The sequence below is a fragment of the Advenella mimigardefordensis DPN7 genome (genome assembly GCF_000521505.1).
GTDB classification, from domain to species: Bacteria; Pseudomonadota; Gammaproteobacteria; order Burkholderiales; family Burkholderiaceae_B; genus Advenella; species Advenella mimigardefordensis.
In genome coordinates, this window is sequence record NZ_CP003915.1 from 1810310 (window position 1) to 1824011 (window position 13702).

The following is a 13702-nucleotide window of genomic DNA, read 5'->3' on the forward strand; positions in this document are numbered from 1 at the left end:
TTGCTTAATCCTTGTGCAATTTAAATGAAATATTTATTTTTGTTTAAAATCAATGAGATACGAGATATTTCTCACAAATCAAATCAGGAAGCCATTGTAATACGCCGAAAAAAAGCCCAGGCTCTTGATTTTTAAATTTTGTGGACAGTTTGGAATTGGAATTTTGGAAAAACAGGAAAATGACACCGCCTTGTCAAGCGAAAAAATGTTATCGGTTGCTCAGCTGAACCGGCGCGTTGGCCGGCTGCTTGAGGAGGGCGTGCCCACGCTGTGGGTCACGGGTGAGGTCTCCAATTTTGTACGAGCCTCGTCCGGACACTGGTATTTCACGTTGAAAGACGAGCGCGCATCTGTGCGTGCGGTCATGTTCCGCGGCAAAACGACACAGCTTGATTTTGTTCCTGCCTCGGGGGACCGGATTGACGTAAGGGCCCGGGTGACGCTTTATGAGCCTCGCGGTGATTATCAGTTGCAGGTGGAGTCGCTGCGTCGGGCAGGACAGGGCAATCTGTATGAACAGTTTCTGGCGATTCGTGCCCGTCTGCAGGAAGAAGGGTTGCTTGATGCCTCTCGCAAGCGCTCCCTGCCGGCATTTGCACGTCGTATCGGCGTGATTACCTCGCTCGGCGCCGCCGCCCTGCAGGACGTACTCAGTGCGCTCACCCGTCGGGCGCCGCATGTAAGCATTGTGATTTATCCGACCGCAGTGCAGGGCAGAGATGCCGCTACCGAAATCATGAGTGCGCTGGCGCAGGCGCAAATGCGCAACGAAGTGGATGTCCTGCTACTGGTCCGTGGTGGCGGTAGTATGGAAGATTTGTGGAGTTTCAATGATGAAGCGCTGGCTCGGCTGATCGCAGCAAGCCGGATTCCGCTGGTTTCCGGTGTGGGGCACGAAACCGATTTTACGATCGCCGACTTTGTTGCCGATCTGCGTGCGCCAACGCCCACAGCAGCGGCTGAGCTGGTTTGCCGGCCCCGCCAGGACATCTTAAATGAGATTGCCGGTTTGACAGACCGGCTGTCACGGCATCAGCAGCGGATGCTGGAGCATTACAGCCTGCGGCTGGATCGCCTGACGGGGCGGCTGGTATCGCCGGCGCAGAAGATTCGTGCCGACAGGGTGCGGGTTGTGCATGCGATCAGGCAGTTGGATGCGGGTGTGCGAACCGGCCTGACGTATAAAAGGAACCGGGTCGCCCTCCTGAATCAGGCGCTGGAACATAGTGCGCCGCAGGTGGCGCATGCCAGAAACCGGGTTGCCACCCTGCTGACGCGTCTGGATCGTGCTGCAGATCGCATCATCAGCCAGCAGCAGCGACGCTTCGAGCGCACGCATACGCAATTTACCGCCATCAATCCGCGAGCCGTGCTGGGGCGCGGCTATGCGATCGTTTATGATGAGGCCGGACGCGTACAGCGCGACCCCGCTGCACTGCAGGATGGCCAGACCCTGAAGGTGGAATTGGAGAAAGGTACGCAGCAAGTCAGGGTCATTCCCAATCGCAGCTAGAATTTAAGGTATCATCAGAGAACCTTTTTCACTTTGACAAGGAGATCTACATGGCACACAGCTTACCTCCACTTCCCTATGAAATGGATGCTCTTGCTCCCACAATTTCTAAAGAAACGCTCGAATATCACTATGGCAAACATCATAAAGCCTATGTTGATAAGCTGAACGAACTGATCCCTGGTACAGAATTTGAAAACGCCAGCCTGGAAGACATCGTAAAAAAATCTGATGGCGTGATGTTCAATCAGGCTGCGCAGATCTGGAACCACACTTTTTACTGGAACAGCCTGACGCCAGGTGGCAGCGAGCCAGCCGGTGCTCTGCTCGAAGGCATCAATAAAAAATGGGGTAGTGTTGACAAGTTCAAGGAAGAGTTCAACAAATCTGCTGCCGGTAACTTCGGATCAGGCTGGACATGGCTGGTGAAAAAAGCCGACGGCTCACTGGACATCGTCAATACCAGCAATGCCAAAACACCGCTAACGACAGACGACGTTCCACTGCTGACCTGTGATGTCTGGGAACACGCTTATTACATTGACTATCGTAATGCGCGTCCTAAATATCTGGAATCATTCTGGAAACTGGCTAACTGGGATTTTGCCAGCAAAAACCTGGGCTGATAACGCCAGGCAGGGATTCGTCCCCGCATGAAAAAAACCGCCAGTGCATGTGCTGACTGGCGGTTTCTTTTTGGGCTGCGGCGTTGAGTTCGTTAACGCATACATTGCTCGACAATGGTCACAATATTGGCCTTCTGTGCCTTGTGCGACCCGCAGGGTAACGCGCGATCCGGCATTGGCGTCCAGCGACCGCGGGGTGACGCTTATTTTTGCCTTGGGTTCCTCCGGTCCGGGTATGCCGCCAAAAAAATAGAAGGCATCGGACTCTCTCAAATGGGCGGCGGGATAGGGGCCCTTCCAGCCATTGAGAATGCAGTTGGCCAGTTGTCTGGGCTCAACATCGGAGTTTCGCTCAATGGCCGGTTTTTGGTATTCGGGCAGGGTAATGCCTGAACATCCTGCAAGCAAGCTGATGCAGCTTCCCAGCAGGGCGATCCTGATTCCTTTCATAAATAACCTTTACTGTAGTATTTCCCGCAAGCCGTCTCTTGCGGCGGGCAGGGTGTCCGGTATGACTGCCTTGATATTATCACCGACACGGACGCCGTGGCTACGAAACCAGTTCCGGTTCATTTCCAGCGCATAGCGGGCGGCTGCGCCGGAGCAGTGCGGGATCTCGGTGAGAGGCTGCATTTCATCCATGGACACAATGGTACCGTTCTTGTCTATGAAAGCAATGGCCAGGGGAATGGGGGTGTTTTTCATCCAGAAACAGCGGGACTGGTCGTCGCGGAACGCAAAAATCATACCGTGATCAGGTGACATCGTTTTGCGATACATGAGCCCCTGGGCACGCAAATCTTCAGTGTCGGCCACTTCAGCGGTGAGCATCTTGTTGTTGATTTGCAATGAGATGGTCGCGGACGAAGCGATGTCGTTGGCAGGAGCGGACACAGGAACGCGGGCTGCAGCAACCCTTGGGGCCGTGGATAGGCCTGTGAGGATGAAGCAGCCCGCGATAAGCGCTAACCGCAAGAACCTTGATGCGGGCAGGGATATAGGCATAGTCTGTAATTATACAGGCTATGCTGCCATTATATTAAGTGCCTGTTGACCTTTTGGACCCTGTGCAATTTCGAAAGTAACGCGCTGACCTTCTTTTAGCGTCTTGAATCCATTCATCTGGATGGAGGAAAAGTGGGCAAAAAGGTCTTCGCCGCCGCCATCGGGTGTGATGAAACCGAACCCTTTGGCATCGTTAAACCATTTTACGGTCCCGGTCTGTTTGTTACCGCCTTCTTCCGGGACTGATGTTTCTGTTGTTTCTGACATTCTTACAGCCTCTGCTCAAGATTTTACCAACCCATGGCAGACGATTGGTGATGCATCATCTGCCGAAAAAATACTGAAACAGTTTTGTGGATACTATTTTTCAGTATAAATAAATGATGCGGATTAAAATTATGTGAGTCAATAGTGGAAATTACCGATAATTCTGGGGTTCATAAACAACAGCACTTGAAATATCGTATACAGTATCAATATAAAGACTTTCTCAAGCAGGTTCGGTATGGCTCAGCAGTCAGGCATTGTCACTGAAGCGCAAAAGGCAAAATTGGCGCCCCCACCCATGTATCAGGTGTTACTGCTAAACGACGATTACACCCCGATGGACTTCGTGGTTTCGGTTTTGCAAAAGATTTTTTCGAAATCCGAAGAAGAAGCCACGGTGATCATGTTAAAAGTACATCATGATGGTAAGGGAGTGTGTGGCGTGTATACCCGTGATATTGCTGCCACCAAGGTGGCAACGGTTGCGCAGTACGCGCGTTCCCATCAGCACCCATTGCAGTGCGTGATGGAACCCGTGGATTTGTAATAATCCTGGTATTCCCAGGGCAGTTGTTTAGACGGAGGAAATTGTGATTTCTCAAGAACTCGAAGTGACACTTCATATGGCATTTGTGGATGCACGTTCGGCACGCCACGAATTTATTACCGTCGAACACCTGTTGCTGGTACTGCTGGACAATACGGCCGCCAGGGAAGTACTGACGGCCTGCGATGCTGATATCGAACAATTGCGCAGCAAACTGCGTGCGTTTATTGACGCCAATACACCAATAGTGGGCGGCTCCGAAGACGTCGATACGCAGCCTACGCTTGGTTTTCAGCGCGTCATCCAGCGCGCCATTATGCATGTTTCCTCCAATGGCAACACGAAAAGCCCGGCCACGGGCGCCAATGTGCTGGTTGCCATTTTTAGTGAGAAAGACTCTCACGCCGTGTTCTATCTGCAGGAGCAGAATGTCACGCGCCTGGACGTCGTCAACTACATTTCCCACGGTATCACCAAGTCAGCGGCGCCATCGCCCGACGAAAGTGCAGCCCCTTCAGAGCCGCAAGCCGGTGAGGCTGAAGAGAACAAGTCGCCGCTTGCGCTGTATGCCTCTGATCTGAACGGGCTGGCCAAGGCCGGAAAAATTGATCCGCTGATCGGACGGGACAGTGAAATCGAACGTGTGGTGCAAATCCTGTGCCGCCGTCGCAAGAACAATCCCTTGCTGGTGGGCGAGGCGGGCGTGGGCAAAACCGCGATCGCCGAAGGTCTTGCATTGCGCATTACAACGGGCAATGTGCCTGATATTCTCGCCAAGGCCCGCGTTTATGCCCTGGACATGGGTGCACTGCTGGCTGGCACGAAATATCGCGGTGACTTCGAGCAGCGTCTGAAAGCCGTGCTCAAGCAGCTGGCCAGCCAGCCCGATGCCGTGTTGTTCATCGACGAAATTCATACCTTGATCGGCGCCGGTTCTGCCTCGGGCGGTACCATGGACGCCTCCAATCTGCTGAAACCGGCGCTGTCTTCCGGCGCGCTGCGTTGCATGGGGGCCACCACCTACAAGGAATATCGCGGTATTTTCGAGAAAGATCATGCACTGTCACGTCGTTTCCAGAAAATCGACGTCAGCGAGCCGACGGTTGAGCAGACGATTCTTATCCTGCGCGGCCTCAAATCCAAATTCGAAGAACACCATCACGTTCGCTATTCGGCAGCCGCCATTACAGCAGCAGCTGAGCTGTCCGCCAAACACATCAACGACCGTCATTTGCCGGACAAAGCCATCGACGTGCTGGACGAAAGTGGTGCGGCTCAGCGGTTGCTGCCCAAGTCGCGGCAGAAAAAAGTGATTGGCAAGGCCGAGATTGAAAACGTCGTATCCAAAATGGCGCGGATTCCGCCGCAATCGGTCAGCACCGATGATCGTAACAAGCTGGCCACGCTGGATCGTGATCTGAAAACGGTGGTGTTTGGTCAGGATGCGGCCATTACGGCGCTGGCGTCTGCCATCAAAATGTCGCGTTCGGGCTTGGGCAAACCGGATAAACCGATAGGTTCGTTCCTGTTTTCCGGCCCTACAGGCGTGGGCAAGACCGAAGTGGCCAAACAGCTGGCCTTCATTCTTGGCGTCGAGCTCATTCGCTTTGATATGTCCGAGTACATGGAGCGTCACGCGGTGTCACGCCTGATTGGCGCGCCTCCGGGGTATGTCGGTTTTGATCAGGGTGGTTTGCTGACCGAAGCGGTCAACAAACAGCCGCACAGCGTCTTGCTGCTGGACGAAATCGAGAAGGCGCATCCGGATATTTTCAATATCCTGCTGCAGGTCATGGATCATGGTGCACTGACCGATAACAACGGCCGCAAGTCCGATTTCCGTAACGTTGTGATCATCATGACCACCAATGCCGGGGCAGAGTTGCTGAATCGTCGCTCCATCGGTTTTGCTGACAGCCGTCAGAGCGGCGATGAAATGGCAGAAATTAAACGCATGTTCTCGCCGGAGTTTCGTAACCGGCTGGATGCCATCATCCCGTTTGCGTCCTTGTCCGAAGACATTATCATGCGCGTGGTGGACAAATTCCTGATCGAGCTGGAGCATCAGTTGCAGGCCAAACGGGTGGAGGCAACGTTCACCGATGCGCTGCGTAAGCATCTGGCCAAAAAAGGATTTGATCCGCTGATGGGGGCACGCCCCATGCAACGGCTGATTCAGGACGTGATCCGCCGAGCCCTGGCAGATGAACTCTTGTTTGGCCGACTGGCAAATGGCGGTTCGGTTTACGTCGATATCGATGATCAGGACGAAGTTACGCTCACTTTCAATGATTCCGATCCGAAGGAACAAAAGGATTCAGAGGAAGAAGCACTGGTCTCCTGAGTATGACGGGCAATTACATCGCCTGCCATCATTGCGGGCAACTGCATGAACGAAGCGCGCTGGTCTCGGGCCAGCGCGCTTCTTGCGTTCGTTGCGGCACAATCCTGTGGTCGCAGGGGGTGCTCAACAGCTCGGCCTGGCTGGCGCTGGTCCTGACTTCGCTGATTGCCTTCATTATTGCCAATGTGATGCCGGTGGGCACCATCTCGGCGGTCGGCCTCAAAAGCAGTTCAACCTTTCTGGACGCCGTCGCCGCTACCTGGCGTGCCGGCTATCCCAGCGTTGCCATTATGTGTTTTGCCACCGGTTTCCTGATGCCGCTGCTGGACATTCTGATTCTGGCCTGGCTGCTGGCGTTTTCGCGCAAGGGCCAGCGCGCACCTGGGCTTAATCAGTTAAGCCGCTGGCTGCATGTGGTGCGTCCGTGGGCGATGGTCCCGGTCTTTATGTTGGGAGCCCTGGTCGCCATCGTGAAACTGGCCGATATGGCCTCCCTGACGCCCGGCGCCGGCCTGTGGGCCTATGCGGGGCTCACGTTTCTGCTGACCGGCCTGAGTAAGCTCAATTCGGAACGCATCTGGCTGTTGGCCGAACAGGATGGTGCCGTAAAGAATTTACCGGTGACCATCGACCAGGCGCACGTGCCCCTGGACTGCGAAATATGCGGCCAGGTCACGATGAGCGCAGATTCGGAAGGGCATTGCCAGCGCTGCCATCATCATGTGCATTTTCGCAAACCGGCGCACAGAACGCGCACGCTTGCCATCCTTCTGACCGCTATTATTCTGTACTTTCCGGCCAATCTCTATCCGGTGATGGTCAACACCACCGTGCTGGGTGGTACGTCTTCTCATACCATATTGGGCGGGATACTGGAATTGTGGAATCTGGGTTCCTGGGATCTGGCGCTGATTGTCTTTATTGCCAGCTTTGTTGTGCCGCTCACAAAAATTGTCATTCTGGGCATTTTGATCGGCCGTTCGGCGCACGGTAGTCGTGATACGATGATGCGATACACCCGAATGTATCAAACAGTAGAGTTGATCGGTCAATGGTCCATGCTGGATGTCTTTGTGGTCATCCTGCTTACGTCGCTGGTGAGCTTCGGTCCGCTCATGTCGGTCACGCCGGCGATCGGCGCGGCAGCCTTTGGCATGGTAGTGGTGGTGACCATGATTGCGACCATGAATTTCGATATACGCAAGGGCTGGGATGAAGTGGACGACGATATCGAACAGCCGGGCTATCAGCCGGCAGCCACTGCGCCAACGTTTTCATAGCCGTTGTAATACCAGAACAGTCAGGAACGGACTCACGTTATTTCTATAGAATGCATAGTTTACTGAACCAGTTGTCGGCAGGAGCATTAGATGTCTGAAAAAGATCTGCCATCATCGGACGCCCCCGAAAACCAATCGGGCAGCGGAGCGACGCCGGCTGACCGCCAGGCGCCTGCAGGCGGGCGCGCCGCTGATGATGCGGCAAAAGGGCAGAGCGCTGCCGCACAGAACAATGCGCAGGCAGGCAATCAGGGCAGGTCGCCCAATCAGCCCAACCCGATCATCGCCAAAACGCCGGTCATTACGCAAAAGAAGAACAAGAATGTGTCATGGATCTGGCTGGTGCCTCTCATTGCGGCAATCATCGGACTGTCACTATTGGTACGAGGCTATATGCAGCAGGGGCCGATTGCCACCGTGACCTTTAAGACGGCAGAAGGCCTGGAAATTGACAAAACGCAGGTGCGCTACAAAGATGTTGTGGTGGGCACCGTGACTGATATATCGCTCACCGATGACCATAACTCGGTTCTGGTGAAAATCGCATTCAAGCAGAATGCCGAGTTTCTGTTGCGTGAGGGCGCCCGGTTCTGGGTTGTCAGGCCGCGCCTGGCAGCCAGCGGTGTCTCCGGCTTGGGAACACTGGTTTCCGGTGCCTATATTGGTGTGGATATCGATGATTCATCTAAGGCCGAGATCAAATCCAGCAGCGAATTCGTCGGGCTGGAAAAGCCGCCTGAACTGGTCAGCGGCCGTCCCGGCAAGCGCTTTACCATTACCGCCCCCAGTCTGAATTCCCTGGATTTGGGTTCGCCGGTCCTGTACCGCCGTCTGGAAGTAGGGCAGGTGATCAATTACACGCTTAGCAAAGATGGCAATGGTGTCGAGGTCCAGATTTTTGTTGACGCGCCCTATGACCGGTTTGTGACCAAAGACAGCCGTTTCTGGAACGCCAGTGGTGTTGACCTGTCCCTGAACGCCGGCGGCCTCAATCTGAAAACCCAGTCCCTGGTGTCCGTGCTGGCTGGTGGTATTTCTTTCGGTCAGCTGCCCCGTCAGGATGGTGATGCAAAGCCTGAGCCCGAGCCGGCGCCGGACGGGACGCGCTTTGCACTAAGTCCGACCGAAGACAAGGCGCTGGCCAAACCCGATGGGCTTGCCTTTCCGATACGCATGAAATTTGACAAGTCCGTGCGGGGATTGCAGACCGGCTCGGCCATCGATTTCAAGGGTATTCTGCTGGGAGAGGTCAGGAACATCTCCATGGAATTTGATATGGCTACCAAAAAAACCACGGTGATTGTCGATGGTGTGATCTATGAAAATCGCCTGGGCGCAGCCATACCGGAAGCACAGCAGATGGATAAACATGGCGAAGTGCAGCATGATGTCGCGCTCAAGGAATTTGTCAGTAGCGGTATACAGGCGCAATTGCGTTTTGCCAATATCTTTACCGGCCAGCTGTATGTGGCGCTGGACTATTTCCCTGAGATAGCCAAAAAGCCGGCGGTGCCTGATGTGAGCAAGCTGCCAGTGGAAGTCACTACCGTGCCGGGTAGCTTTGATGAATTGCAGCAGCAACTGAATGTCATTGTTGAAAAGCTGAAAAATCTGCCGATCGATTCGATTGGTCATTCGCTTGATGAAACCCTGCAAAGCATTTCCAAACTGGCCCGCACCCTGGACACCACCATGGTGCCGGCGCTCACAACCACGGTACAAAAAGCGGGTCGGTCACTGGATGGCGTCAATAAAACCATGGGAAGTGTCCGTGGTGTGGTGTCAGACGAAAGTCCGGTCATGCTGCAGCTCAATGGCATGATCAAGGAACTGTCGCGGGCGGCCAAATCTATTCGCAGCCTGGGCGACTATCTACAGGCCGAACCCAGTTCACTGATCCGGGGTCGTTCGCAAGACAATATCCCGTTCAAGGAAAGTCAATGATAACGCGTAGTTTGTCCGCCCTTTTGCGACCTTTGGCGCTGGTCGCCGTTACTGCCACGCTTAGTGCCTGCGCTTCTGCCCCCACGCAGTATTACACGCTGGCCGCCAGCGATCCGGCCAACGTGCAGGGCACGGCGCGCTATGGCGTCAATCTGCATGACGTGACCATTCCCGATGTCGTGTATAAACCGCAATTGATGGTTCGCAGTTCAACGGATTCGTCGGCGGTGGCGCCGCTTAACGGTTCCCGCTGGGCGGGTTCGCTACAGGATGAAATCCAGAAAACGCTATCGGCAAACCTGGTGAGTCGTCTCGGGGCCATCAATGTGCAAGGCCTGGCAGGCAGCGAACAAAAGCTGCCGGTTTGGCTGATACAGACTACTTTTCATCGCTTTGATATGATCCTGAACAAAGCCGCTGTGATTGACGTCACCTGGCGCATCAATCCGGTCCGCATGGGTACCCAATCGGCTCGCGTTTGCCAGACCAGGATTCAGGTTCAGGCTGGCAGTGGTGTCGACTCCCTCGTGCAGAGCCAGTCGCAGGCGCTGGCCCTGTTGTCCGATGTGATCGCTGGTGCGATCGATGGCCGTACACAGGTACGCGCAAACGATGGCGCACAGATCCAGTCACTGGGATGTCATTCGGGTTAGAATGCGACCACTTCCTGCGTTGCCAGCCGGGGACCTTGTGGTCCGGCAGCAGCGACGACGCAGGATACATTGTTTTTCCAGAGGTTTATTCATGAAATTGAAAACGTCCGTCTTTGCCGGCATACTTGCCGCAACACTCACTCCACTGGCCTTTGCCGACGTAACCGTGGGCATCACGCTTTCCAGTACCGGCCCGGCAGCGGCCATTGGCATTCAGTCGCGTAACGCGATTGATTTGTGGCCCAAAACGCTGGGTGGTGAACCGGCCAAATATATCGTGCTGGACGACGGTACTGATGTGAGTAAAGCAGTGCGCAACGCGCGCAAGCTGACCTCGGAAGACAAAATCGATGTGCTGGTAGGCCCCAATACCACTGCGGCGGCACTGGCGATTCTGGATGTTCTCAAGGAAACCCAGACGCCTATGGTCGCATTGGCCGCTTCAGCAGCCATTGTGACGCCGCCGGACGATCCGGGCCGCCACTGGGCCTTCAAGATGCCGCAGAATGATAGCCTGATGGCCCAGGTACTGGTGGAAGATATGGTTCGCAAGGGCTTCAAGAAAATTGCCTTTATCGGCTATGCCGATTCCTATGGTGAAAACTGGTGGAAAGAGTTTTCGAATCTGGCGGCCGGAAAAATTGATGTGGTCGCCCGCGAGTCCTATCAGCGGACCGATCCATCGGTCACCGGACAGGTGCTCAAGCTGATGGCAGCCAAACCCGATGCCGTTCTGATCGCCGGTTCAGGCACACCGGCCGTGTTACCTGGAAAAACGCTCAAGCAACGCGGCTATAAAGGGGTGATCTATCAGACTCATGGCATTGGAACGCTGGAATTTTTGCAGGTGGGCGGCAAAGATGTAGAGGGCACTTTATTCCCTACCGGTCCGGGGGTGGTTGCCAAAGGACTGCCGGACAGCAATCCGGTAAAGAAAGTGGCCAGCGAATTTACAGAGAAATATGAGGCTAAATACGGCGCCAATTCAGCCACTCAGTTTGCCGGCGATGCCTGGGGGGCGTATATGGTGCTGGATAATGCGGTGAAGCAGGCGCTGCAGCAAAAAGCGCAGCCCGGTACGCCGCAGTTTCGCAGTGCCTTGCGCGATGCGATTGAGTCCACCAAAGAACTCATTGTACCCAATGGTGTATTGAATATTTCAGCCAAGGATCATCAGGGCTTTGATGATCGCGCCCGTGTTATGGGAAAAATTGAAGATGGCCGCTTCCAGTACGCTGCAGAAAAATAATGCAGGCAATGACGCAATGCCAGAGCGCGGTGCGCGTGTGACAAGGTAAACGGGCGGCAAGCAGGACTGCATCGTTCTATCAGAAAGGATGCAGTCCTTTTTTCATGCCGACAATAATGGCTGGCATGCCGGTATTCATTTTCCGGCAGATCAGCCATCTGTTTCTTGATTACTGCGCTGTGGCACCAGAGATCCTGACGATCTCTTTGTATTTTGCCATTTCAGTTTTGACCTTCGCGGCAAATTCCTCGGGCGACGATGGTTTGGTATCCGAGCCCATGGTCAGCAATTGTTTTTTTACGGCCTCGTCATCCATCGCCTTGGCAAATGCATCGTGCAACGTATTCACAACCGCTGCCGGTGTGCCACCGGTGGCAAAAATACCGAACCACGTGCTGATATCGAAATCCTTGATACCCGATGCTTCCATGGTTGGTACATCTTTCATGATGTCCGACGTGGCTTTGGTGGTGAGCGCCAGGGCACGAACCTTGCCGTCATTGACCATCGGCAGGGCAGAGGCCAGGTTATCGAACATGAACTGAGTCTGGTCGGACAGCAAAGACAGCTTGGCGGGGCTGGCACCCTGATAGGGAACGTGTACCGCATCAATACCGGTGCGCTGCTTGAGCAGTTCGCCGGCGAGATGGCCCGCGCTGCCATTACCACCCGATGCATAATTGAGTTTGCCCGGGTTGTTTTTGGCGTATTCCAGCAGGGAGGCGACATCTTTGATGTTATGTTTGTCCGAGAAGGCGGTGCTAACTACCAATACGTTGGGCACTTCAGACACCAGCAAGACGGGCTCGAAATCCTTCACCGGATCGAAATTCAGGCCTTTGTAGAGCCACGGATTGATGGCGTGCGTGGCAACCGCACCCATAACGATGGAATAGCCATCGGGTTTGGCACGGGCTACCATGGCCGCACCGATATTGCCGCCGGCCCCCGGTTTGTTTTCCACAATAATGGTTTGTTTCAGTGTCTTGCCTGCATGTTCGGCCAGCAGACGCGCTACGCCATCAAGCGGGCCTCCGGGAGAATACGGTACTACAAAGGTAATGGGCTTGGTCGGATACGATTTTTCCTGAGCCATAACCGGTTGCAGCAGCGTAACGCCCATCAGGGCGGCCAGTGCGCTTTTTAACAGCGTTCGTTTAGTTTGATTCATTTGTTTTCCTGGAAAATAAGGGGCGGTATCGTAAAGCTATCTACGCCAGCGCAGTTCCGGCGACGGACGGCTGGCGTCCGTGTCGGGCGATGCGCTGGATAGGCGTCACGGCGCCCGCCAATGCTGCAGCCGGATCAGTGGCTGCCAGTACTGCCAAAACCACCGGTGCCGCGTTCGCTTTGTGTAAATTCTTCGACGACGTTGAACTCGACCTGCATGACGGGTACAACAACCAGTTGCGCGACGCGCTCCATGGGTTTTAACACAAAAGGCGTCTGGCTGCGGTTCCAGAGCGATACCATCAGGGGGCCCTGATAATCGGCATCGATCAAACCAACCAGATTGCCCAGCACAATGCCGCTTTTATGTCCGAGACCGGAGCGTGGCAGAATCATCGCTGCATAGCGAGGATCCTGCACGTAAATGGAAATGCCGGTGGGTACCAGCAGCGAGGCGCCAGGCGCCAGCGTTTGCTCCTGATCGACGCAGGCACGCAAATCCAGCCCGGCCGAACCGCTAGTGGCATAGGCAGGTAGCTGGTCGCGCATGCGCTCATCTAAAATTTTGACATCAAGTTTCATGTTTGCTTCTTGGTATTGACTGAAGTGGGAAATCGTTTGGCGGCATTGCGGATCCGCCTGAAAATAATAAATAGAATCACCAGAATGAAGATCAGCGGCCCGCCCACGCCGTCCGCGTTCGGGTTGACACTTCTGGCCACGATGAACATCGCCATGATGATCAATCCTAGCACCACGAGACTGGGAAAGGACTTGCCCTGCCGTTTTGCGGGTGCCGCCGGACGCGTGTCGAATCCTGCATGTTGCTTGCCGCTGGCTGGCACGGGAAAGCTGGTATCTGCCTGATTGTCGGTTACGGCCGCCGCGCGGGCAGCATTGCGTTGCGTACCGGCTTGCGCCGCCTTGCGATTATTGCGCGCTGTGGCATCAACCAACTGCGAGGGGAAGCCCGAAGAAAAATCCGGGTTCACCGCCTGTTCTTTCATATCAAAATGGCGGCTCAGTTCTTCTACGTAACTGGCAAAGTCGCCATTTCTGGGTTCCTTGTAGTCCATATTCATGGTTGCGCTCCATTGGCTGTCA

The 13702-nt window shown here is 54.6% G+C and carries 14 protein-coding genes; 8 read left to right on the forward strand and 6 right to left on the reverse strand.

Features of this window, described 5'->3' with window-relative positions; all coding sequences use genetic code 11:
• Positions 1-205: 205 nt before the first annotated feature.
• The gene (xseA, locus tag MIM_RS08350) at positions 206-1513 is read left to right on the forward strand and encodes an exodeoxyribonuclease VII large subunit (protein ID WP_042071144.1); all 1308 of its coding nucleotides are present in this window, start codon (positions 206-208) and stop codon (positions 1511-1513) included.
• 50 nt (positions 1514-1563) lie between these two features.
• Positions 1564-2139 (forward strand): superoxide dismutase [Fe], encoded by a 576-nt coding sequence (gene sodB, locus MIM_RS08355; RefSeq protein ID WP_025372300.1) that lies wholly within the window; start codon positions 1564-1566, stop codon positions 2137-2139.
• Here the strand turns inward: sodB and MIM_RS22840 are convergent.
• The 3 genes from MIM_RS22840 to MIM_RS08370 all read right to left on the reverse strand — a co-directional run bounded on the left by MIM_RS22840 (position 2089) and on the right by MIM_RS08370 (position 3411).
• On the reverse strand, positions 2089-2589 hold the full coding sequence (locus MIM_RS22840; protein WP_144084613.1) for a hypothetical protein: 501 nt from the start codon (positions 2587-2589) through the stop codon (positions 2089-2091). The genes sodB and MIM_RS22840 overlap by 51 nt on opposite strands.
• A gap of 9 nt (positions 2590-2598) precedes the next feature.
• Positions 2599-3033 (reverse strand): DUF192 domain-containing protein, encoded by a 435-nt coding sequence (locus MIM_RS08365; RefSeq protein WP_158318711.1) that lies wholly within the window; start codon positions 3031-3033, stop codon positions 2599-2601.
• A 129-nt stretch (positions 3034-3162) separates the two neighbouring features.
• Positions 3163-3411: a cold-shock protein gene (locus MIM_RS08370; protein ID WP_014751120.1), complete on the reverse strand. Its 249-nt coding sequence runs from the start codon at positions 3409-3411 to the stop codon at positions 3163-3165.
• A 238-nt stretch (positions 3412-3649) separates the two neighbouring features.
• Here MIM_RS08370 and clpS point away from each other — a divergent pair, with 238 nt between their 5' ends.
• The 6 genes from clpS to MIM_RS08400 all read left to right on the forward strand — a co-directional run bounded on the left by clpS (position 3650) and on the right by MIM_RS08400 (position 11428).
• The gene (clpS, locus tag MIM_RS08375) at positions 3650-3958 is read left to right on the forward strand and encodes an ATP-dependent Clp protease adapter ClpS (protein WP_025372303.1); all 309 of its coding nucleotides are present in this window, start codon (positions 3650-3652) and stop codon (positions 3956-3958) included.
• Positions 3959-4001: 43 nt separating this feature from the next.
• Positions 4002-6302, forward strand: a complete 2301-nt coding sequence (gene clpA, locus MIM_RS08380) for an ATP-dependent Clp protease ATP-binding subunit ClpA (RefSeq protein WP_025372304.1) — start codon at positions 4002-4004, stop codon at positions 6300-6302.
• 2 nt (positions 6303-6304) lie between these two features.
• Entirely contained in the window at positions 6305-7582 is a 1278-nt protein-coding gene (locus tag MIM_RS08385; protein WP_025372305.1) for a paraquat-inducible protein A, read from the forward strand.
• Positions 7583-7672: 90 nt separating this feature from the next.
• Positions 7673-9526, forward strand: a complete 1854-nt coding sequence (locus MIM_RS08390; protein WP_025372306.1) for a PqiB family protein — start codon at positions 7673-7675, stop codon at positions 9524-9526.
• The gene (locus MIM_RS08395; RefSeq protein ID WP_025372307.1) at positions 9523-10179 is read left to right on the forward strand and encodes a PqiC family protein; all 657 of its coding nucleotides are present in this window, start codon (positions 9523-9525) and stop codon (positions 10177-10179) included. Before MIM_RS08390 ends, MIM_RS08395 begins: the two co-directional genes overlap by 4 nt.
• A gap of 91 nt (positions 10180-10270) precedes the next feature.
• Positions 10271-11428, forward strand: coding sequence for an ABC transporter substrate-binding protein (locus MIM_RS08400; RefSeq protein WP_042070103.1), 1158 nt, complete (start codon positions 10271-10273; stop codon positions 11426-11428).
• Positions 11429-11597: 169 nt separating this feature from the next.
• Here the strand turns inward: MIM_RS08400 and MIM_RS08405 are convergent, their stop codons facing one another.
• From MIM_RS08405 to MIM_RS08415, 3 genes are all read right to left on the reverse strand, one after another.
• Entirely contained in the window at positions 11598-12599 is a 1002-nt protein-coding gene (locus MIM_RS08405) for a Bug family tripartite tricarboxylate transporter substrate binding protein (protein WP_025372309.1), read from the reverse strand.
• A 134-nt stretch (positions 12600-12733) separates the two neighbouring features.
• Positions 12734-13180, reverse strand: coding sequence for a dUTP diphosphatase (gene dut, locus MIM_RS08410; protein ID WP_025372310.1), 447 nt, complete (start codon positions 13178-13180; stop codon positions 12734-12736).
• Entirely contained in the window at positions 13177-13680 is a 504-nt protein-coding gene (locus MIM_RS08415; protein WP_025372311.1) for a hypothetical protein, read from the reverse strand. The genes dut and MIM_RS08415 overlap by 4 nt, the downstream gene beginning before the upstream one ends.
• Positions 13681-13702 lie beyond the last annotated feature (22 nt).